Raw genomic sequence first — 21,544 nt, 5'->3', positions numbered from 1 at the left:
GCCGGTCAGCGCGCTTTTGCCAGGCGCCGCTGGCGCCGCGCGGCCAGGTGCAGGGCCAGCGTCGACGCCACCAGCGTCAGCAGCCATTCGAGGTTCAGTGCGCCACCACCACCACCGCCACCCGAGGTGGGCGCGGGGGTCACCGGCGTTCCTGGGCTGGCGCTGACCGTGAGCGTGGTGTTCGTGCTGGCCTGGCGGCCGGCGCTGTCGGTCACGGTCAGGCTCACGACAACGGTGCCCGCCGCGCTGGCCACCAGCGTGGCGCTCGATGCATTGGTGGCGCTCGTGATCGCGGCGCTGCCGCTCGTCACTTCCCACAAGTAGTCCGCAATGCTGGCCGTGCCGCTGGCCCGCGACTGCGTACCGTTGAGCGCGACCACGTCGCCCACCACGACCGCCGACGACGCGACCGCGATGTTCGCGGTGACCACCGCCACCGCCGCGACCGCCGCGCCGGCGTCGAGCATGCCGGCGCCGCAGGTGCTGGTGGTGCAGTAGCACTCGCTGTTCTGCGCCGTCGAGGTGGGCGTGGTGCAGGCTTGCACGCCGGGGTCGGCACCGGTCGATGGGAAGGCACGCGCCGTGCTCTTGAGCGCGGCGAGCACTTGGGCCGGGCTCAGCGCCGGGTTGGCCGAGATCATGAGCGCCGCGGTACCCGAGACCAAAGGCGCCGAGAAACTCGTGCCGAGCGTCAGGTCGTTGATGCCGTCGGTGTAAGTGTTGGCGACCGGGCCCTGCGTGCCGGAATTGGTGGTCGTCAGCAGCGGGTACAGGCAGGCGCCGGCACTGTTGAAGCAGTTGCCAGCCGGCGCGCTGATCGACGCCTTGGCGCCCAGGTTGGAATACCCGACCTTGGTGCCAGTGTGGCGCAAGCCCGCCACGCCGATCACACCGGTGCAGTTGGCCGGCGAACCGACCGTGAGGCCTTCGTTGCCGGCCGCAGCGACCACGACGACTCCGGCCGCGACCACCGCGTTCACCGCGTCCTGATAAGACTGGCTGCAGGTGGCAGAGGCCGAGCCCAGGCTGAGGTTGATCACCTTCGCCGGGTTGGGGTTCGTGGGCACACCGCTGACCGCCAAACCGGCAGACCACAGCATCGCCGCCTGGATGTCGGAAGACAACCCACCGCACTTGCCCAGCACCCGCACCGGCAGGATCCGCACGTCGCGGCCGATGCCGGCCATGCCGATGCCGTTGTTGGTGGCCGCGCCGATCAGGCCCGAGGTCTGCGTGCCGTGCCAGATGCTGTCGCCGATGTCTTCGTTGGCGCAGCCGGGCACCACGCCCACGTCGGCCGCATCGACCCAGTCGCCGGGGTCGGACGGGTCGGCGTCACGGCCGTCACCGTCGTTCGCGTTGAGGCTGTTGCTGATGAAGTCGTAACCCGGCAGCAACTTGCCGGCCAGGTCGGGGTGGTCACCGCGGATGCCGGTGTCGAGCACGGCCACGACGACCGCGCTGCGGCCGGTGGTGATGTCCCACGCCGCTTCGGCGTTCACGGCCGAGACCAGCGTGGCGTTCGGTGCCCGCAGGTACCACTGCCCGGCGACTGGGCTCGGCGAGGTGAGGTAACGCGGGTCGTTCGGCGCGGCCATGGCGCGCATGCGCTCGTCGACCTCGGCGTATTCGACGTCGCCCTGCGCCGCCAGGCGCGCCGCCAGTTCACGCGAGCCGATGCCCTTGGCGGTGATCACCTGGGTGCGCGGCCCGAGCGCGTGGCCGTCGCTCATCTCCAGGCCGAGGCGTGTCGACAAGGCTTGTGCCTGCATCGGCCGCGCCGCGTTCGCGCTGGCGGCGAGCGCGCGCATCATGCTCGAATCTGCCTTGAACTTGACGATCACGCGCGCTTCGGTTTCGGCCACCTGAACCAGAGGTGCGCGCCGCAGCGGGCCGCGTTCGGCGGCGCTCCAGGCGGAGGTGGCGGCCGCGGCACCCAGCAAACCCAGCCCGATGACCGTGATCGAACGACGAAACGATGTGATCTGCATGTGAACCCGACACCCGACGATGGACCGCAAAGTGTAGGCCTCGGCCACCCCTGCCGAGCGCGTAGGAATACCGCCACCTCGCACGCGGTTGTACGCGGATGTAAAGCCCGCAAGCAACAAAAAGCCCGCTCGAGAGCGGGCTGGTCAGCAGATCGGGCCGCCGCTTACTTCGCGACCACGCGCACCATCTCGAGCACCTTGTTCGAGTAGCCCCACTCGTTGTCGTACCAGGAGACGACCTTCACGAAGGTGCCGTCGAGCGCGATGCCGGCTTCGGCGTCGAACACCGAGGTCATCGACTCGCCGCGGAAGTCGGTCGACACCACCTTGTCTTCGGTGTAACCGAGCACGCCCTTCAGCGCACCTTGCGACTGCGCCTTCATCTCGGCGCAGATCTCCTTGTAGCTGGCTTCCTTCTCGAGCTCGACGACGAGGTCGACCACCGACACGTCGGAAGTCGGCACGCGGAACGACATGCCGGTGAGCTTCTTGTTCAGCGACGGGATCACCACGCCCACGGCTTTAGCAGCACCGGTGCTCGAAGGAATGATGTTTTCCAGAATGCCGCGGCCGCCACGCCAGTCCTTGTTGCTCGGGCCGTCCACGGTCTTCTGCGTGGCGGTGGTGGCGTGCACCGTGGTCATCAGGCCGCGCTTGATGCCCCACTTGTCGTGCAGCACCTTGGCCACGGGCGCCAGGCAGTTGGTGGTGCAAGAAGCGTTCGAGATGATCGCTTCGCCCTTGTAGCTCTTGTCGTTCACGCCGAACACGAACATCGGCGTGTCGTCTTTCGACGGCGCCGACATGATCACCTTCTTCGCACCCGCGTCGATGTGCTTCTGCCCGGTCTCCTTGGTCAGGAACAGGCCGGTCGCCTCGACCACGATGTCGGCGCCGACCTCGTTCCACTTCAGCGCCGCGGGGTCACGCTCTTGCGTCAGGCGGATCTTCTTGCCGTTCACGACCAGCGTGTTGCCGTCGACCGCGATCGTGCCCTTGAAGCGGCCGTGCACCGAGTCGTACTGCAGCATGTAGGCCAGGTACTCGGGTTCGAGCAGGTCGTTGATGCCGACGACTTCGATCTCGTTGAAGTTCTGCACGGCAGCGCGAAACACCATGCGCCCGATGCGGCCGAAGCCGTTGATGCCGATTTTGATGGTCATGTTGAAAAGCTCCTGGAAAGATTGAACGGAATCACAAAAGATCGAGCACGCCGCACGGGACAGATACTGTGGTCGAGTTGCCAATCACGGTCTTCATGGCCTGCGGGGGGATGTCGAGGGTGGCGGCACGAAGCCACTCCAGCAGTTCGCGCCGGTTCGGGTCGCTCGTGACCAGTTCTGCCACGCGGTTGGATGTGTAGGGGCGATAGGGGCTGAACTTCAAGTCGAATGGGCACCCCATCGTGTTGAAATCGAAGCGCACCTTCTGCGCGGCCACGTCTTTGATCATGGCCGCGAGTTGCAGGAGACTCACCTGGGGTTGCAGTTGAGATTCTCCGTCACCAAAGCTGAACTTGAAACTCTGTATTCCGCTCAATGGAGGCTCGCCGGGTTTCATGCAGGGAAGGCGGTACTTGGCAGCGGCATTGCGCGCTACGTTCCCCAGCAAGCGACTGCCGGCGTTGTACAGAACCTTCACATCCGGCTCGGCTTCGGCACTCACGAACGTCACCTGGATGACCACGGTCCCGAATTCGCCACGTGTACGGGCATCGGGAGGGTATGCGGGTGGTGGCGCGTTGAAGATCGGCGCCAGGCATGCAGCATCGAGATCGCCGATCGTGCGGCCTTTTGAGCGCGGTGGCGCTAGCACCACGAGCGGCTCCGGGCCGCGCGAGACGAACTGGAACTCCTGAGTCGCCTCGACTGCGCCACCCGCAGGGTTCATGCATGGCAACCGATAAGTGGCCACGAATTCGCGCACCGCAAGAGCGAAAGTTTCGTCGCCGCTGTTGTAGGTCACATCCACCACCGGCGCCTGATCGGCCGAGACGAAACGAAGCCGGACGCGTGTCACGGCGATCTGTGCCGCTTTCAGCGCTACCTCGGGAAACTCGGGGCGTTTGTACTCAGGCTTGGTGGAAGTGAGGCAACCGAGCTGCGAGGCCGGCGGGTCGAACTGCAGTCCTTGGGCGTGCACTCCCAAACAGGCGAACAGCAGCGCCGCGCCGGTCAGACGTCGACTTGCTGAGGCTGCGTTCAATGCGGCATCCCGTCGGGTCTGCGTTCAATGGTTGCTCAGCGGCCCAGCACAGCGCGCACCGTCGCCACCACGTTCTCAGACGTGAAGCCGAAGTGCTTGAACAATGCGGGCGCGGGCGCCGACTCGCCGTAGGTGTCGATGCCAACGACGGCGGCGCAGCCGTACTTCCACCAGCCGTCGGTCACACCCATCTCGACCGCGATGCGCGGTACGCCCTTGGGCAGCACGCTGTTCTTGTACGCGGCCGGCTGGCGGTCGAACACGCTCGTCGACGGCATCGAAACCACGCGCACCGCGACGCCGCTCTTGGCGAGTTGCTGCTGCGCGTGCAGCGCGAGCTGCACTTCGGAGCCCGTCGCGATGATCACGGCCTGGGCCTTTTTCTTCAGGCCGACTTCGCTCGGCTCGGCCAGCACGTAGGCGCCCTTGGAGATTTCATCGAGCGAGGCTTTCGGAGCGTAGGGCAGGTTCTGGCGCGACAGCAGCAGCGCGCTCGGGCGGCTCTTGCTTTCGATCGCGCAGGCCCAGGCCACCACGGTCTCTGCCGTGTCGCAGGGGCGCCAGACATCGAGCCCGGGGATCAGCCGCAGCGACGCGGCGTGTTCGATGCTCTGGTGCGTGGGGCCGTCTTCGCCCAGGCCGATGCTGTCGTGCGTGAAAACGTGGATCACGCGCTGTTTCATCAGCGCGGCCATGCGGATCGCGTTGCGGCTGTAGTCGCTGAAGGTGAGGAAGGTGCCGCCGTAGGGGATGAGCCCGCCGTGCAGCGCCACGCCGTTCATGATGGCGGCCATGCCGAATTCGCGCACGCCGTAGTTGATGTGGCGGCCACCGTTGCTGCTGCCGTCGGCTTCGAGGCGGAAGGCCGGCGTGCTGCTGGTGTTGGTGAGGTTCGAGCCGGTCAGATCGGCGCTTCCGCCCAGCAACTCGGGCAGGGCTTTCGTGAAGGCTTCGAGCGCGATCTGGCTGGCCTTGCGGCTGGCCACGGTCTCGGCCTTGGTGTGTGCGGCCACGGCGGCGTCGACGGCCGCCTGCGCCCAGCCCTTGGGCAGCTCGCCGTCCATGCGGCGCGCGAATTCGAGCGCGAGTTCGGGATAGGCCTTGCTATAGGCTTCGAAGTCGGCGACCCAGCGCGTTTCAGCGGCCAGGCCGGCTTCGCGCGCGTCCCAGAGTGTGTAGGCCGGCTCGGGCACCACGAAGGGTTCGCTGGACCAGCCGATCGCTTCACGGGTGAGCTTGATCTCTTCTGCGCCGAGCGCTTCGCCGTGCGCTTTGGCCGTGCCGGCGCGGTTCGGCGAGCCCTTGCCGATGGTGGTCTTGCAGCAGATCAGCGTGGGCTTGTCCAGCCCCTTGGCGGCGGTGATGGCGGCGGAAACCGCTGCAGCGTCATGCCCGTCGATGCCGCGGATCACGTTCCACCCGTAGGCTTCGAAGCGCTTGGGCGTGTCGTCGATGAACCAGGGCTCGACCTTGCCGTCGATCGAGATGCCGTTGTCGTCGTACAGCGCGATCAGCTTGTTGAGCTTCCATGCGCCGGCCAGCGCGCAGGCTTCGTGGCTGATGGCTTCCATCAGGCAGCCGTCGCCGAGGAAGACGTAGGTGTGGTGGTCGACGATCGCATGACCGTCGCGGTTGAATTCTTTCGCCAGCAGCTTTTCCGACAAGGCCATGCCGACCGCGTTGGCGATGCCCTGGCCGAGCGGGCCGGTGGTGGTTTCAACACCCGGCGTGAGGCCGTGCTCGGGGTGGCCCGGCGTCTTGCTGTGCAGCTGGCGGAAGTTGCGCAGCTCGCTCATCGGCAGGTCGTAGCCGCTGAGGTGCAGCAGCGCGTAAAGAATCATCGACGCGTGGCCGTTCGAGAGCACGAAGCGGTCGCGGTTGGCCCACTGCGGGTTGCCCGGGTTGTGGCGCAGGTGCTGGCCCCACAAACCCACGGCCATCTCGGCCATGCCCATCGGCGCGCCGGGGTGGCCGGAATTGGCCTGCTGAACGGCGTCCATCGCCAGCGCGCGGATCGCATTGGCCATGAGGGTCGATTGACCCTGCGAAAGGGTGGAGGTCGTGGCCATGCGCGTGCGGGGTTCGGGTTGGGCGGGAGCGCCATTTTAGGGGCCGACCCTGCCGCGCCGGATTCGGCCGGCGTGGTGGACCGGATAATTCTGCGCATGCAAGGACTGCACCTCACCGCCGACCTGCGCGGCTGCCCCGCCGGGCGCAGCGTGATGCTCGACCCGGCCGCGCTGCGCGAGGTGTGCCTGGCCGCCGTGCGCGGCGCCGGCCTGGCACCGGTGGGCGAACTGTTCCACCGCTTCGCGCCTGCGGCCGGTGTCGATCCGCAGGTGCCCGTGGGCATCACCGGCGTGGTGCTGCTGGCCGAGTCGCACCTGGCCGTGCACACCTGGCCCGAGATCGCCGCGGTCACGCTCGACGTGTACGTGTGCAACCTCGGCAGCGACAACTCGGCCAAGGCGCAGGCGCTGCTCGACGCGCTGCTCGCGGCGTTCGAGCCGCAAGCGGTCGAGCGGCACGCACTGCAGCGTGGGCGGGGCGTGACGCCGGCTTGATCTGGCGCAAGCGCCGGCACCGCGGGCGGTGCCACGCTAGGGGCATGGCGCTGACGCCGGAGAACCCGCATGCCACACCCTGCCCTGACCATCATCCGCGAAGAACACCAGGCCCTTGCCGCGATGCTGCGCTCGCTGTCGATGCTGCTCGCCGAGTACCGCCGCAAGGGCCAGCAGCCCGACTTCGGCGTGCTGCGCGCCATGCTGTTCTATGTCGACGAATTCCCCGAGCGTTTGCACCACGCCAAGGAGACGGAGTTGCTGTTCCCGAAAGTACGCGAGCGCTGCCCCGAAGCCGCCGCCACGCTCGACAAGCTGGAACTCGACCACGTGCGTGGCGAAAAGGCGATTCGCGCACTCGAACACGACCTGCTGGCCTTCGAGGTGCTCGGTGAGCCGCGCCGCGCCGCGTTCGAAGAATCGGTCGGCCGCTACATCGACTTCTACCTCTCGCACATGGCGCTCGAAGAGTCAGAGATCCTGCCGCTCGCCGAACACGCGCTGAACGCCGAAGACTGGGCCCGCGTCGACGCCGCGTTCGAGGCCAACCGCGACCCACTGACCGGGCACACGCCGGCCGACGAGTACCGTCCGCTGTTCAGCAAGATCGTGATGACCGCGCCCGCACCGATCGGGCTCGGCCCGGCGGTGCGATAGGGCCTGTTAACGCTATGGGAGGGCTCGCGCCGGCGGCAGGCAAGCCGCAGGGCAAGGCGCGCGCGAGGCCGTGTGCCTTGCGCACACAACGAGCGTGCAACGCGGCCCTGCGGTTTGCCTGCCACCGGCCCGCAGGGTGATCTCAGCAAACGGGCGCCCGCCGCGTTGCAAATGCTCGCCATGGCAGCCACCATGACTGCGCTTTGCGCCTTGCGGGCGCCCGTTTGCTGAGTCACGCGAGCCCTCCCATAGCGTTAACAGGCCCTGGTGGCCGCCGGCCCGCAGCGCGCATAGACTGCAGGCCGATGAAAGCCATGATCCTTGCCGCCGGCCGCGGCGAACGCATGCGGCCGCTGACCGACCACACCCCGAAGCCGCTGCTCGCGGTGCGTGGCAAGCCGCTGATCGAATGGCACCTCGAAGCGCTGGCCCGGGGCGGCGTGAAAGAGGTCGTGGTCAACACCGCGTGGCTGGAAGAGCGCATCGAAGCAGCGCTCGGCAGCGGCGCGCGCTGGGGCCTGCGCATCCGCTATTCGATGGAAGGGCGCGACCACGGTGGCGCGCTCGAGACGGCCGGCGGCATCGCCAAGGCCTTGCCGCTGCTGGTGGAGCACGCCGACGACTGCTTCTGGCTGATCTCGGGCGACATCTTCGCGCCCGACTTCCGTGTCGACGCCGCGGCCGCAGACAACTTCGAGAACGGCAGCCACCTGGCGCACCTGTGGCTGGTGCCGAATCCGGGTTTTCATCCGCAGGGCGACTTCGGCCTCGACGCCGACGGCCTGGCCCTGGCCGACACGCCCGGCCCCGACGGCCGGCGCTGGACCTACGCCAACCTGGCGGTGTGCCGGGCCACGCTGTGCTCGCACATCGTGCCGGGCACGAAGCTGCCGCTCGGGCCGCTGCTCTACGAAGGCATGCGCGTGCACCGCATCAGCGCCGAGGTGTACCGCGGCGCGTGGGAGAACGTGGGCACGCCCGAACAATTGCAGGCGCTGAACCGGGAACTATGATGGGCCGGGAGCCGTCCACCCCAACCGCCACGCACAGAGGAGTTGCAAGATGAATGCGAAGACCACCGCGGCTGTCGCCGACGACGCCGCGTCCGATGTCCAGAAAGCCATCAGCGGTGCCGAAGACATGCTCGCGCAAGCGGCCGCCAGCACCGGCGAAAAAGCGGCGGAGTTGCGCGGCCGCGCCCTGGAACAGCTCAAGGCCCTGCGCGAAAAGATCGCCGATGCGCAGCACGCTGCGCTCGAGAAGGGCAAGGCTGCCGCCCATGCCACCGACGACTACGTGCACGACCACCCGTGGCGTTCGATCCTCGCGGCCGCGAGCATCGGTGTCGTGGTCGGCCTGCTGATCTCGCGCCGCTGAACTGCACACCATGAGCAGGGACGGGCCCGGCCTGCCGGACGCACTCGCCCGCTTCGGCGGCAGCGTGTTCGGCATGCTGCAGAACCGGCTCGAACTCGCGAGCCTCGAGCTCGGCGAGGCCGGTGGCCGGCTCGTGCTCACGGTCATCGCGAGCTTCGCGGCGCTGCTGTTGCTGGGTGGCGCCGTGGCCGCCTTGTCGGCCTGGCTGGTTGTGGCGCTCTGGGGCACCCTTGGCCATGCGGTGCTGGGCTGGCTCGCCCTCGCCTATTTCGCCGCCGGCGCAGGCGTGTTGTGGTGGTTGCGCACGCACCTGCGCAGCAGCCCGCCGCTGCTGGCCGACACGCTCGCCGAGTTGCGTGTCGACGCCGCCGTGCTGCGCGGCGAATCCACCGCGCGCGCGCCGGCAGAGCCGGGCTGACCACGATGGACCGACACGCCCAGAAACAGGTGCTGCTGGCCCGCATCGCCTACCAGCGGGTCGAGCTTCGGCGCGACCTGGCGCGGGTGCGCGAAGCCGCCAGCGTGCCGCAACTGCTGCGCGCCGTGCTCGGCGGTGGTGGCTGGAGCCAGGCCTTGCTGGGTGCGCGCGGCGAGCGTGGCGCCGGCTGGCTCGGCCAGGCCTGGACGCTGCTGCGCCGCTACCGCGTGGTGGCCACTTTGCTCGGGGCGGCGGCGCCGGTATTGAACGGGCGCAGCCGCCGCCTCGTCAGGCTGGCCGTGCTCGGCGCGGCGGCCTGGTTCGGCTGGCGCGCCGCCCGCAACCGCCAGCGCTGAAACCGGGCACATTCGCACACCTGCTGCGTCGTTGCCGACCCATGTCGGCACAAAGGGACAGGGCGGCACAAAGCGTCACGATCCGCCGGCCATCGGGGCGGGGGCCCGCGCTACAGTGACGCCATGAACGCCTTTTCAGACCGTCGCGCGCGCCTGGCGCAGGCCCTGCGTGCGGCCGGCGGCGGTGTGGCGGTGATCCCGACCGCCCCCGAACGCCAGCGCAACAGCGACAACGACCACCCCTACCGCCACGACAGCTCGTTCCATTACCTGACCGGCTTCGACGAGCCGCAGGCCTGGCTGCTGCTGGCCGACAGCGGCGAGTCGACCCTGTTGTGCCGCGAAAAAGACCCGGCGCACGAGATCTGGGACGGCGTGCGCCTCGGTCCGGCGGCGGCGCCGGGCGCGCTCGGCGTCAGCCGTGCCCTCGATGTGGCGAGCCTCGATACGCTGATGCCGGAACTTCTCAGCGGCCACGGTGCCGTGTGGTTCCCGTTCGGCGTGCACGCCCAGCTCTCGAAACAGATCGACGGCTGGCTTGCGGCGCTGCGCACGCGGCGCGGCCTGCAGGCGCCCGCCAGCCTTCAAGACCTGGCCCCGCTGCTGGCCGAGATGCGCTTGCGCAAGGGCCCCGAAGAACTGGCGCTGATGCGCGAGGCGGCGCGCATCAGCGCCGGTGCGCATGCGCGGGCCATGCGCTTCTGCGGGCAGCGGTTCCGCGCTGCACCGCAAGGCAGCGTGCGCGAATACGAAATCGAAGCCGAGTTGCTGCACGAGTTCCGCCGCCACGGTGCGCAGAGCCCGGCTTACCCGTCGATCGTGGCGGCGGGCGCGAACGCCTGCATCCTGCACTACGCCGCCGGCAGCACCGAACTGCACGCCGGCGAGCTGTGCCTGATCGACGCCGGCTGCGAACTCGACGGTTACGCCAGCGACATCACCCGCACCTTTCCGGCCGATGGCCGCTTCTCGGCGGCGCAGCGCGAGCTGTATGACATCGTGCTGGCCGCGCAAGAAGCTGCGGCCACCGCCACCCGGCCCGGCGCACGCCAGCGCGACGCCCACCACGCCGCGGTGCGCGTGCTCGCGCAAGGCATGCTCGACACCGGCCTGCTCGACCGCCAGAAGGTCGGCGACCTGGACGCGGTGGTCGAATCGGCCGCCTACCGCCAGTTCTACATGCACGGCACCGGCCACTGGCTCGGGCGCGACGTGCACGACGTGGGCCACTACGTGTCGATCGCCGAAGAACCGGTCGAGCAGGCCGACGGCCTGGGCGGCCGGGCGATGTTGCGGCCTTCGCGCCTGCTCGAGCCGGGCATGGTGGTCACGCTCGAACCCGGCCTCTACGTGCGCCCGGCGCCCGGCGTGCCCGAGCGTTACTGGAACATCGGCATCCGCATCGAAGACGACGCTGTCGTCACCGAAACAGGCTGCGAGCTGATCAGCCGCGGCGTGCCCGTGGCTGCCGCCGAGATTGAACGATGGATGCAAGAGAGTTCGTGATGAGCACCGATTTCGAAGAGATGTTCGAGCTGGCGCCGGTGTCGCTCTGGCTCGAGGACTACAGCGCGCTGCACACCCTGTTCGACCGCTGGCGTGCCGCCGGCATCAGCGACCTGCGCCGCTACCTGATCGAAGACAAGGCGCGCGTGGCCGAGTGCAGCCGCCAGCTCAAGGTGGTCTCGGTGAACCGCCGCACACTCGAACTGTTCAAGGCCCGCGATCTGCCGCACCTGGTGGCCAACCTCGACCGTGTGTTCCGCGACGCGATGCTGCAGGCCCACATCGAAGAGCTGGTCTCGCTGTGGGAAGGGCGGCTGGGTTTTTCGAGCCAGACCGTCAACTACACGCTGGACGGCGAGCGCCTCGAAATCCTCGTCAAGGGCACCGTGCTGCCGGGCCACCACGCGCAGTGGGGCCGGGTGCTGGTGGCGATCGAGAACATCACCGAGCGCACCCGCGCCGAACACCGCCTGGCCGACAGCGAGCGTTACGCCCGCGGGCTGTTCCAGGACTCGCCGGTGTCGCTGTGGGTCGAAGACTTCAGCGCCATCAAGCGGCTGATGAACGACGTGCGTGCGCGTGGCATCGATGACTTTCGCACCTTCACCAACGTGCACCCGGAGTTCGTGCAGCGCTGCATGGAAGAAATCCGCGTGATCGACGTGAACCGGCGCACGCTCGAGATGTTCCATGCGCCCGACAAGGCGACGCTGCTGCAGAACCTCGGCCAGATCTTCCGCGACGAAATGCAGCCGGCCTTCACCGAACAGCTCATCGACCTGTGGAACGGCAAGTTGCTTCAACAGCGCGAAGTGGTGAACTACGGCCTCGACGGCGAGCGCATCCACGTGATGCTGCAGTTCTCGGTGTTGCCCGGCTCCGAAGAAACCTGGGAACTGGTGCAGGTGGCGCTGCTCGACATCACCGCCCGCAAGAAGGCCGAGGCCTACCTCGAATACCTGGGCAAGCACGACGTGCTGACCCAGTTGCGCAACCGCGCGTTCTTCGAGGACGAATTGAACCGCCTGGAGCGCAAGGGCCCGTACCCCGTGACGGTGGTGGCGCTCGACCTGAACGGCCTGAAAGCCACCAACGACCAGAGCGGCCACGCGGCCGGCGACGCTCTGCTGCGCCGTGCCGGCGAGGTGCTCGGCAAACTGGCCGACAAGCCGATCTGCGCCGCCCGCATCGGTGGCGACGAATTCGTGCTGCTGCTGCCCGGTGCCGACCCGCGCGCCGGGCAACAAATGATCGAGCGTGTGCGTTCGCTGGTCGAGCTGAACAACCAGTTCTACCCCGGCGCGCCGCTGAGCCTGGCGATGGGTTGTGCCACCTCGAAAGAAGGCGAACGGCTCGAAGCCACCGTGGGCCGCGCCGACGACCGGATGTTCGCCGACAAGCGCGAGTTCTATGCGTCGGCCGAGAACGACCGCCGCACGACGCAGGCAGCCCAGCTCGACTGATTGCAACGCGCGGCGCCGGGGCTCGCCGGCCCCGGTACGATGCAGGCCCGATCGTTTCGAGATGAGGCCGCAGCATGACCCAGAAGACATTCAGGATCGCCGTGATCCCCGGCGACGGCATCGGCAAGGAAGTGATGCCAGAGGCGCTGCGCGTGTTGCACGCCGCGGCGAAACGTTTCGACATCACGCTCGCGCTCACGCCGATCGAATGGGCGAGCTGCGACTACTTCGCGGCCCACGGGAAGATGATGCCCGACGACTGGAAAGCGCAGCTGCAAAGCCACGACGCGATCCTGTTCGGTGCCGTGGGCTGGCCGGCCACCGTGCCCGACCACGTGTCGCTGTGGGGCTCGCTGCTCAAGTTCAGGCGCGAGTTCGACCAGTACGTCAACCTGCGGCCGGTGCGCCTGTTCGAAGGTGTGCCCTGCCCGCTGGTCGACAAGGCGGGCCGGCCGCGCAAGCCAGGTGATGTGGACTTCTTCATCGTGCGCGAGAACACCGAAGGCGAGTACACCAACCTCGGCGGGCGCATGTTCGAAGGCACCGAGCACGAGATCGTGATCCAGGAGGCCCTGTTCTCGCGCCGCGGCACCGAGCGGGTGATGAAGTACGCGTTCGAGCTCGCACAAGCGCGCCCGCGCAAGCACCTGACGGTCGCGACCAAGAGCAACGGCATCGCGATCAGCATGCCCTGGTGGGACGAACGTGCCGACGCCATGCACCAGAAGTACCCGGGCGTGAAGGTCGACAAGCAGCACATCGACATCCTCTCGGCGCGCTTCGTGCTGGAGCCCACGCGCTTCGACGTGGTGGTGGCGAGCAACCTGTTCGGCGACATCCTCTCCGACCTGGGCCCGGCGTGCACCGGCACGATCGGCCTGGCGCCTTCGGCCAACCTGAACCCGGAGCGCCGATTCCCGTCGCTGTTCGAGCCGGTGCACGGCTCGGCGCCCGACATCTACGGCAAGAACATCGCCAACCCGGTCGCGATGATCTGGTCGGCAGCGCTGATGCTCGACTTCCTGGCACAAGGCAGCGGCGCCGGCCGTGCGGCGCACGACGCGATCGTGAAAGCGATCGAGACCGTGCTGTCGAAGGGCCCGCGCACCGGCGACCTGGGCGGCACCGCCACGACCACCGAGATGGGCCAGGCGGTGGCCGCGCTGATCTGAAGAACTGACTAGCGCCGGGCGGCGAGCCCGGCCCGGTGGCCCTGGTACAGCGCTTCTTCGAACACCGAGTAGCCCGACAGGTCGCTGTGCGCGAACTGCACGCGCCGCTGCGGCGTGGCGAGCGCACGCAGCGCCGCGCTGCTGCGCAGGCCCGGCAAGGGGATGCTCATCGCATGGCCGTAGCGCATGAGGTCGACGTGCACGAGCTTGGCCGGCAGGTCGGGATGGGTGCGCGCCATGTCGCCCACCACGGCCTGCGCCCACACCGACCACGGCTCGTTCAGCAAGCGCGCGCGCTGCGCCTGCAACTGCGCAGCCGAATCACCGCCGAGCGCCCAGTAGGCCGTCAACACCGTCGGCCCCGGGTGCGGGCGCGTGCTCTGGTGCATGGCGTCGACATAACCGAGCGTCGCGCTGCCGGTCTGCCCGGCTGAAAAGACCACGTTGTCCCACGACGGCGGCGCGCCGGGCCGGTCGTCGAGCGCTTCGCCAAGCTGCAGGTTGGCGACGAGCCAGGGCGCGTGGCGCATCGTGGCCACCGCCTGCGTCAACGCCGGCGGGGGCGCGTCGAGCAGGCGTGCCGCGATGAACAGGGGCAGCGCCAGCACGACCTGCGGCGCGGTCCAGCGCTCGAACTGCTGCGAACGCACGTTCCACACATCGACGCTCGCGTCGAAGCGGCCTTCGCTCACACGCAGCGCGATGCAGCCGGTGTGCAGCCGCTCGCCGAGCGACGCGGCGAGTTGGCGGCTCAACCACGCGTTGCCTTCGGGCCAGGTCAACACGCCCTCGCGCTCGTCGCTCCTTTCTTCAGGCGCGTGAAAGCCGTGCCGGCTGGCGAAGTAGTGGATGCCGGCCCAGGCCGAGACCTGGGCGGCACCGGCGCCGTAGTCGTCGCGGCAGCAGTAGTCGAGGTACCAGCGCAAGGCCGGCGCCTTCAGCTGCTGCGCATCGAGCCAATGGGCGAAGGTGACGGCGTCGAGCGCATCGAGCGCCGGGCTCCACGACGAACGTGCGGTCGGCATCGTGAACGCGCCACCCTCACTGACGCGACGCACGCCCGCGCTGAACTGCAGGTATTGCTCCTGCGTGGTCGAGCGCTGATCGAAGGTCAATGCTTCAGCCGGCGGCAAGAGGCCGTCGTGCCATTGCCCGCCGATGAAGAGCCGCTCTTGCGGGCTGTGGCACAGGTGGCGCTCGTCGTAGACCGGTTGACCATGTTCGGTGCGGCGCAGGCCGAGCTCTTCGAGCAAGGCGATCACTTCGACCGCGTGTTCGCCCGGCAGCGGCAGGTAGTGCGCGCCGAGCGGGCAGGCCATGCCGCCGAGCACGTGGCCGCGGCTGTTGCCACCGGCGACATCTTCCAGGTCGAAGACCTGCACGTCGTCGACGCCCGCTTGCCGCAAGGCACGCGCTGCCGCCAGGCCGGAGATGCCGGCGCCGACCACGATCGCACCGGCGCGGCGCTGCACGGCCGGTGCGGGCAGGCTGCCCGACTTCAGGTCACGCAGGCGGTGGCCGCGCTCGGCGTCGGCACCGACCCAGCCGCCGGTGTAGGCCGCCGCCGTGGGGCGTGTGCAGGCCCACAGGGGCAGGCTGGCGGCGGCCGCGAGCAACGCGCGCCGGCCCGGCATGGGCGCGCTCACTGGTGCACCTTGCCCCATTCTTCTTCGAAGGTCTGCACCAGCACCTGGTTCGACAAGCGGTTCACTTCGGTCGGCACACGCGCCATGTCGAGCGGAAAGTTGAAGAGCGGCGGCAGGTCGTCGAGGCTCAGAAAACGCAGGCCGGCCGGCAACGCCGTCGGCAACTTGTAGGGCCGCCGGCTCGCGAGCATGAAGCCCCATTCGCCGAAGCTTGGCACGTGAGCGTGGTAGGGCGTGGTGGTGAGGCCGGCCGCTTCGATGGTCGTGGCCACGGTCCAGAAACTCTTGCGGGCGATCAGCGGCGAGGTGGTCTGCACCACGGCGTAGCCGCCCGCGTTCAGGTGCTGGTCGATCAGTCGGTAGAAGCTCGAGGTGTAGAGCTTGCCGATCGAGAAATTGGTGGGGTCGGGAAAGTCGACCACGATCACGTCGAAGCTGCCGGCGTTCTCTTCCAGCCAGCCGAAAGCGTCGGCGTTGACGATGCGCAGCTTCGGCGACAGGAGCGACTCGGCGTTGAGCTGGCGCAGCAACGGCTGGGTGGCGAAGAGCCGTGTCATGTGCGGGTCGAGCTCGACCAGCGTGACGCGCTCGACGCTCGGGTACTTGAGCACCTCACGCACCGCCATGCCGTCGCCACCCCCGAGCACGAGCACCTGCTTCGGCGCGCCGTGCGCCGCCATGGCCGGGTGCACCAGCGCTTCGTGGTAACGGTATTCGTCGCGCGAATGGAACTGCAGGTTGCCGTTCAGGAACAGGCGCACGCCCTGCCCGCTCGAGGTGACCACGACACGCTGGTAGGCGCTGGTCTCGCTGTAGAGCACGGTGTCGGCATAGAAGCGGTCTTCGGCCCAGCTGGTGATGCGGTCGGCACCGAGCAGCGCCGCGAGCAGCGCCGCGACCACCAGGGCGCAGCCCGTCGCGTGCGCGGCGACGTGCCGCAGTTGCCCGCGGAAGAGCCACAGCGCCCACACCGCCACGGCCGCGTTGAGCAGGCCGAAGAACACGCCGGTGCGGATCAGCCCGAGCTGCGGCACCAGCAGCAAAGGGAACGCGATCGAGACCGCGAGCGCGCCGAGGTAGTCGAAGGTCAGCACCTGCGAGACGAGGTTCTTCAGGCCCTGCCGCTCTGCGCCGCTGCCGCGCAGCTGCTGCTTCAGGATGCGCATCACGAGCGGGATCTCCAGGCCGACGAGAATGCCGACCAAGAGCACCATCGAGTACAGCGCGAAGCGGAAAGACGGCGCGGCCAGCGATTGCAGTGCGAAGAGCAGCGCCGGCATCAAGCCGCCGACCAGCCCCACGAGCAGTTCGATGCGCAGGAAGTGCGCGATCAGCTGGCGCTCGAAAAAGCGCGACAGGTACGAGCCCACACCCATCGCGAACAGGTAGGTGCCGATGACGGTGGAGAACTGCAGGATCGAGTCGCCCAGCAGGTAACTCGCGAGCGTGCCCGCCGCGAGCTCGTAGACCAGCCCGCAGGCCGCGACCACGAAGACCGAGACGAGCAGCGCCACCTCGGCCGGCCGAACCGCGCCGGGTTCGGCTTCTTCGTTCAGCACGGCGGCCATCAGCAGCGGCCGGAACACCAGGGCACGAAGCTCACCCGTGCACGGCCGCCGCGACGATCAGGCCGATGGCGATGCACATGGCGCCGACCACGATCGCCAGCGCGGTGTTCTTCTTCTCGATGATCTCGGCCCACAGGTCGTAGGGCGTGATCTTGTCGACGATGACGAAGCAGATCCAGAAGATCGCCACGCCGATCAGCGCGTAAAGAATCGAGCCGGCCACGATGCCGGGCTTCAGCCATTCAATTCCCATGATGGTCAGGCTCCTGGTTGATGAAGAGGGTGCAGCGGTTCACTTGTGGCCGCCGCCACTTGAAAAGCCACCGAACGAACCGCCGCCGGTGCGAAAGCCGCCGCTGCTGCGATGGTTGTTCAGGCAGTTCCGGTATTCCTGCGAGGCCTCGCCGAAGGTGGCGCGGGTGTCGTCGCAGTCGCTCGAGCTGCCACCGCTGCCGCAGCGGAACAGCATCAGCAGCACGATGATCACGAAGCCCCAGAAGAAGATCTTGGCGAGCAGCGAGGCAGCGTTCAGAGAAGTCGGCATGGCGTCACGCTGCAGCGACGCGGCTTTCTCGGGCGCGAGCTTGAAGGCTTTCATCACCGCGTCGGCACTCAGCGTTTCGCCACCGGACCAGACCACTTCCTGCGCGTCACCAGAGCCCGTCTGTTCCCGGTTCAGGCGTTTGGCAGAAGCCGCGCCCGTGCCCTGGTAGTCGGTGTTGAAGCTGCGCTGGTCGCGCGTGAGCTGCCAGTAGAACTCGCCGAGCACGTAGGTCACCATGCCGGTGTAGTCGTAGAGCTTGCGGTACAGCGCGCCCTCGTGCTTGACGCTGTCGCCGAACTTCTGCGGCACGCCGGTGATCGGCGCGGTCCAGCTCCAGCCGTCTTCGGCGTCGACGATGAAGGCGAAGCCTTCGGTGCGGTGGTACAGCAGGTACTCGCGCCAGAAGGTCTGTTCGTCGTCGCTCGACTCGGGCACCTCGCAGCGCTCGGCATAACCGACCACCTGCCAGGGCAGCGCCTGCTTGCCGCCGAGTGCGAGCGTGCCGACGCTGCCGAGCGGAATCTGCGGCTCCATGCCGTTGTTCTGCGCGTAGTGCTGCAGATCGCCGCCCACACCTTGCGACACGTCGACCACCGCGTGGCACTGGTGACACACGATCGACTGCGTGGTCGCGAGCTTCACTTCCAGTGCCGTGCCGCAGCTCGGGCACTCGACGCCGCGCGCTTTCAGCGTCTTCTCGGCCGGCTCGGCCAGGCCCGTCATCGCGAGCTCGCTGATCGCGACCGAGCGGCCGACCGACCAGCGTGGTTGCAAGGCATCGCTGTAGTCGAGCGTGCCGACCTCGCCGCGGTTGCTGCGCAGGTCGGACACGACGAAGCCACGTTCCAGGTTCGGCTTGTACGGCAGCTCGCCCTGCGCGGCGACGAGCTTGGCGGCCGAGACCGAGGCCACCGACCAGCTCTGGCCGTTGACGATGAGTTGCGCGCCGGCCTGCAGGCTCGCAGGGGCCGGCGCGGCCGCGTCGAGCGCAGCGTCGAACGCGATCACGTAGCGCCCGTTGTCTTCGCTCAGCCAGCCCGACTTCTGGGCCCCGTCGGCTGCGCCGAAGAGCGCGTGCCACTCGTTCCAGGTGCCGTCCTTGTAGCGGTACTGCAGCCGGCCGACGAGCGTGAACGCGGCGCCCTGGTACTTGCCGGAAGCGCCGAGCTGCAGCGGCGAATGGTCGTCGAAAAGATCGGCGCTCTCGCCGATCTTGCGCAGCGCGTCGCCTTCGCGAACGACCGTGCTCTTGCAGAAGCTGCAGACCGCGAACGCCGACGCGGCCGAGCGGAACTCGACCGGCGCGCCGCAGTTCGGGCACGCCGCGCGGTAAGCGCGCTGCGCTGATGGTTCGGTCGCCAAGACGTGCCTTGGCTAGACCAGCTTCTTCAGCAGCTCCGCCTTCTTCGTGTCGAACTCTTCCTGCGTGAGGATGCCCTTGGTCTTGAGCTCACCGAGTTTTTCGAGCGTGGCCATCACCTCGTCGGGCCGCACCCCGGCGGGCGCCGCCGCGGCGGCAGCGGCTGGTTGTGCGTGCAAGCCCTGGTTCAACTGCTGCGCCATCACCTGACCCAGCGCCACGCCAGCGCCCAGCCCCATCGCGTCGCCGACCACACCGCCGCCACCGGCCGCACCTTCGGCGAACTTGGGGATCGCCTGCGCGGTCTGGTACTGCATGAACTTGCCCATGTCGCCGCCGACCATGCCCATGCCGATCTTCTGGTCGAGGATCTTCTGCAGCTCTTCGGGCAGCGACACGTTCTGCATCGTCACGCCTTCGAGCTTCAGGCCGATGGCGGCGAACGAAGGCTGCGTCGCTTCCATCAGCGCCTTGGCGAACTCGATCTGGTTCGCGGCGAGGTCGAGGAAGGCGACACCGCTGCTCGCCACCGCGTCGGAGATGTGCTGCAGCATCAGCCCGCGCAGCTGGCCGTCGAGGTCGGCGGCGGTGTAGGTGTCGCGGGTGCCCGAGATCTCGGTGTGGAACAGCTTCGGGTCGGCAATGCGGTAGCTGTAGTTGCCGAAGGCGCGCAGGCGCACGGCGCCGAAGTCCTTGTCGCGGATCGTCACCGGCTGCGTGGTGCCCCAGCGCTGGTCGATCTGCTGGCGCGTGCTGAAGAAGTACACGTCGCTCTTGAACGGGCTCTTGAAGAGCTTGTCCCAGTTCTGCAGGTAGGTCAGGATCGGCAGCGTGGCGGTGGTGAGCGTGTAGCGCCCCGGGGGGAACACGTCGGCGACCTTGCCTTCGTTGACGAACACGGCCACCTGCGATTCACGCACCGTGAGCGAGCCGCCGTTCTGGATTTCAAGGTCGCGCATCGGGAAGCGCCACGCCAGCGTGCCGTCGCCGGCTTCGGTCCACTCGATGATGTCGATGAACTGCTTCTTGATGAAATCCATCAGTGCCATGGCAATCTCCCTTGAGAAACTTTGAGGCCGGATCGAGGCCTGAATCAGCCCGGCCGCATCATAGACGGACGGCCGCGCGCCAGCGTCAGCCGGCGGGGCCCTTGCCGACGACCTTCACACGCTCGGCCGGCCGCATCGCGCGCACCAGCTCGTCGGCGAAGCGGCTCTGCAGCGCATAGGCGCGCGCCGGCTGGGTGTCGATCGACGACACGCGCATCAGCAGGCCGTCGAGCAGGCGGCGGCGCAAGCCGAAGGAGAGTTGGCGCAGGCGAAAGTCGGTGCTGTCGGTCACGACCACGTCACCGAGCAGGGTCCAGTAGGTCACGGGTTCGGAACGCCCGGGCAAGAACGCGTGCAGGCGCGTTGCAGCCACGGCATGCCCTGCGAGTGCCAACTGCACCGGCTCGACGCCTTCGACCTTGAAACCACCGGCCGGGTAGCAGACCTCCGGCCGATGCATCTGCATGCCGGCGGACTGCTCGCGCCCGAACGCGGCCGAGACCATGATGCGCTGGCCAGTCGAGTTGACGAAGGTGCGCTCGAGCACCTGGTCGTAGATCTCGTAGATCTTGCCCTGCTGTGAGGCGGGGCGCACGAACGCCTCGGAGGCGGCGTCGACCCGCCAGTCGCCGAACTCGCGTGGCAACAGCGTGTCGAGGTCGAGCGCCGGGCCATCGTCGTGCGGCACCGGCTTGCCGAGCGCGGCCAGCGCCGCAGCGGCGCCCATGCTCGCGGCCAGCACCATGGCCTTGCGGCGCGCGGGCGAGATCGTCATGCGAGCCACCGCTTGGGCAACAGCGCTCCCAGCCCGCGATCGGCGGCCACGATGAAGCCCAGCCCCACCGCGAACAACACCATGCCGGCAAAGCCGTGGATGAAGCCGCGGCCGGCCGCGTCGCCGAAGTAGTAGGTGACGAGCACGAGGATCATCACGCGCACGACGTTGGCACTGAAGGCCACCGGAATCACGAGCAGCGCGAGCGAAGCATTGCGCACCCACGAGCGGTAGTTCATCAGGCTGGCATAGAGCAGGCCCATCGCTTCGAGCGTGAACATGGTCTGCAGCCCCGCGCAGGCTTCAGACACGAGCAACTGGTATTGCCCGATCGTCATCACCACGCCAGAGCGGCCCATCGGATAGCCGAGCCACAGCAGGAGCTGGGTCGCCACGATCGACACGCCGAGCTTCAGCGGCGCCGTGATCGCCAGCACCAGGCTGTAGGGCAGCGGCAGCGCGAACAGCAGGAAGAACAACGGGAACCACACCCGCCGCAGGCTGGCCCAACCCTTGAACGACACGAAGAGCGCGGCCAGCACCAGGATCAGCGCGAGCATTTCGACGCGCAGGAACTGCTGGCTGCGGCCGAACGCGTAGAGCACCAGCCCCACCGCGAGCAATACGCCGCCCCCACGCGACGGCGCGTCGGGCAGGGCCTGCAAAGCCTCGCGCTGGCGCCACAGCAACCAGCCCGAGACGGCGAGGATGATCAGCTCGTGCCCTTGGGCCTGGGCCGACCAGATGCCGAAGCACAAGTCCCAGAAGGTCGGCAGCCAGAGCGCGGCCAGCCCCAGCGAGACCAGGCCGATCGAGATGGCGTCGACAGGCCGCTGCGGCTCGATGGCGCGTTCGGCGGTGTGGAGGGCGGGCACGTCGAGTGGCACGCTGCT

Annotated in this window: 20 protein-coding genes; 9 read left to right on the top strand and 11 right to left on the bottom strand. The window is 68.2% G+C overall.

Features of this window, described 5'->3' with window-relative positions; genetic code table 11:
• Positions 1-5: 5 nt before the first annotated feature.
• From AC30PD_RS06410 to tkt, 4 genes are all read right to left on the bottom strand, one after another.
• Positions 6-1,991, bottom strand: coding sequence for a S8 family peptidase (locus AC30PD_RS06410; protein ID WP_489534820.1), 1,986 nt, complete (start codon positions 1,989-1,991; stop codon positions 6-8).
• Between the two features lie 164 nt (positions 1,992-2,155).
• Positions 2,156-3,154: a type I glyceraldehyde-3-phosphate dehydrogenase gene (gene gap, locus AC30PD_RS06405; RefSeq protein ID WP_489534819.1), complete on the bottom strand. Its 999-nt coding sequence runs from the start codon at positions 3,152-3,154 to the stop codon at positions 2,156-2,158.
• Positions 3,155-3,185: 31 nt separating this feature from the next.
• On the bottom strand, positions 3,186-4,196 hold the full coding sequence (locus AC30PD_RS06400; RefSeq protein WP_489534818.1) for a hypothetical protein: 1,011 nt from the start codon (positions 4,194-4,196) through the stop codon (positions 3,186-3,188).
• A 35-nt stretch (positions 4,197-4,231) separates the two neighbouring features.
• A complete protein-coding gene (gene tkt, locus AC30PD_RS06395) occupies positions 4,232-6,223 on the bottom strand; it encodes a transketolase (RefSeq protein WP_489534817.1) in 1,992 nt (663 codons plus the stop codon).
• A gap of 138 nt (positions 6,224-6,361) precedes the next feature.
• Here tkt and speD point away from each other — a divergent pair, with 138 nt between their 5' ends.
• The 9 genes from speD to AC30PD_RS06350 all read left to right on the top strand — a co-directional run bounded on the left by speD (position 6,362) and on the right by AC30PD_RS06350 (position 13,709).
• Positions 6,362-6,760, top strand: coding sequence for an adenosylmethionine decarboxylase (gene speD / locus AC30PD_RS06390; RefSeq protein ID WP_489534816.1), 399 nt, complete (start codon positions 6,362-6,364; stop codon positions 6,758-6,760).
• Positions 6,761-6,829: 69 nt separating this feature from the next.
• Positions 6,830-7,417 carry a hemerythrin domain-containing protein gene (locus tag AC30PD_RS06385; protein ID WP_489534815.1) on the top strand — a complete coding sequence of 196 codons (588 nt, stop codon included), beginning with the start codon at positions 6,830-6,832 and terminating at the stop codon, positions 7,415-7,417.
• Positions 7,418-7,722: 305 nt separating this feature from the next.
• Positions 7,723-8,430: an N-acetylmuramate alpha-1-phosphate uridylyltransferase MurU gene (murU, locus tag AC30PD_RS06380; protein WP_489534814.1), complete on the top strand. Its 708-nt coding sequence runs from the start codon at positions 7,723-7,725 to the stop codon at positions 8,428-8,430.
• Positions 8,431-8,479: 49 nt separating this feature from the next.
• Positions 8,480-8,794, top strand: coding sequence for an ElaB/YgaM/YqjD family protein (locus tag AC30PD_RS06375; RefSeq protein ID WP_489534813.1), 315 nt, complete (start codon positions 8,480-8,482; stop codon positions 8,792-8,794).
• A 10-nt stretch (positions 8,795-8,804) separates the two neighbouring features.
• Positions 8,805-9,212, top strand: a complete 408-nt coding sequence (locus AC30PD_RS06370) for a phage holin family protein (RefSeq protein WP_489534812.1) — start codon at positions 8,805-8,807, stop codon at positions 9,210-9,212.
• 5 nt (positions 9,213-9,217) lie between these two features.
• Positions 9,218-9,568 (top strand): hypothetical protein, encoded by a 351-nt coding sequence (locus AC30PD_RS06365; protein WP_489534811.1) that lies wholly within the window; start codon positions 9,218-9,220, stop codon positions 9,566-9,568.
• Between the two features lie 123 nt (positions 9,569-9,691).
• Positions 9,692-11,074: an aminopeptidase P N-terminal domain-containing protein gene (locus AC30PD_RS06360; RefSeq protein WP_489534810.1), complete on the top strand. Its 1,383-nt coding sequence runs from the start codon at positions 9,692-9,694 to the stop codon at positions 11,072-11,074.
• Entirely contained in the window at positions 11,074-12,537 is a 1,464-nt protein-coding gene (locus tag AC30PD_RS06355; RefSeq protein WP_489534809.1) for a sensor domain-containing diguanylate cyclase, read from the top strand. The genes AC30PD_RS06360 and AC30PD_RS06355 overlap by 1 nt, the downstream gene beginning before the upstream one ends.
• A 74-nt stretch (positions 12,538-12,611) precedes the next feature.
• Entirely contained in the window at positions 12,612-13,709 is a 1,098-nt protein-coding gene (locus AC30PD_RS06350; RefSeq protein ID WP_489534808.1) for a tartrate dehydrogenase, read from the top strand.
• 8 nt (positions 13,710-13,717) lie between these two features.
• Here the strand turns inward: AC30PD_RS06350 and AC30PD_RS06345 are convergent, their stop codons facing one another.
• The 7 genes from AC30PD_RS06345 to xrtB all read right to left on the bottom strand — a co-directional run bounded on the left by AC30PD_RS06345 (position 13,718) and on the right by xrtB (position 21,526).
• The gene (locus AC30PD_RS06345) at positions 13,718-15,355 is read right to left on the bottom strand and encodes an FAD-dependent oxidoreductase (protein WP_489534807.1); all 1,638 of its coding nucleotides are present in this window, start codon (positions 15,353-15,355) and stop codon (positions 13,718-13,720) included.
• Entirely contained in the window at positions 15,352-16,923 is a 1,572-nt protein-coding gene (locus AC30PD_RS06340; protein ID WP_489534968.1) for a polyamine aminopropyltransferase, read from the bottom strand. Before AC30PD_RS06340 ends, AC30PD_RS06345 begins: the two co-directional genes overlap by 4 nt.
• A gap of 31 nt (positions 16,924-16,954) precedes the next feature.
• A complete protein-coding gene (locus tag AC30PD_RS06335; protein ID WP_489534806.1) occupies positions 16,955-17,176 on the bottom strand; it encodes a DUF350 domain-containing protein in 222 nt (73 codons plus the stop codon).
• A gap of 39 nt (positions 17,177-17,215) precedes the next feature.
• Complete coding sequence (locus AC30PD_RS06330) at positions 17,216-18,829, bottom strand: DUF4178 domain-containing protein (protein ID WP_489534805.1); 1,614 nt, start codon at positions 18,827-18,829, stop codon at positions 17,216-17,218.
• A 12-nt stretch (positions 18,830-18,841) separates the two neighbouring features.
• Positions 18,842-19,876, bottom strand: coding sequence for an SPFH domain-containing protein (locus AC30PD_RS06325; RefSeq protein WP_489534804.1), 1,035 nt, complete (start codon positions 19,874-19,876; stop codon positions 18,842-18,844).
• An 85-nt stretch (positions 19,877-19,961) separates the two neighbouring features.
• Complete coding sequence (gene epsI, locus AC30PD_RS06320) at positions 19,962-20,651, bottom strand: exosortase-associated protein EpsI, B-type (RefSeq protein ID WP_489534803.1); 690 nt, start codon at positions 20,649-20,651, stop codon at positions 19,962-19,964.
• On the bottom strand, positions 20,648-21,526 hold the full coding sequence (xrtB, locus tag AC30PD_RS06315; protein WP_489534802.1) for an exosortase B: 879 nt from the start codon (positions 21,524-21,526) through the stop codon (positions 20,648-20,650). The genes epsI and xrtB overlap by 4 nt, the downstream gene beginning before the upstream one ends.
• Positions 21,527-21,544: the final 18 nt, after the last annotated feature.

Source organism: Rhizobacter sp., assembly GCF_032229685.1.
In the GTDB taxonomy this organism is placed as follows: domain Bacteria; phylum Pseudomonadota; class Gammaproteobacteria; order Burkholderiales; family Burkholderiaceae_C; genus LMDS01.
The sequence above is the reverse complement of the archived record's forward strand: the minus strand, read 5'-3'. Positions and strand labels throughout refer to the sequence as shown.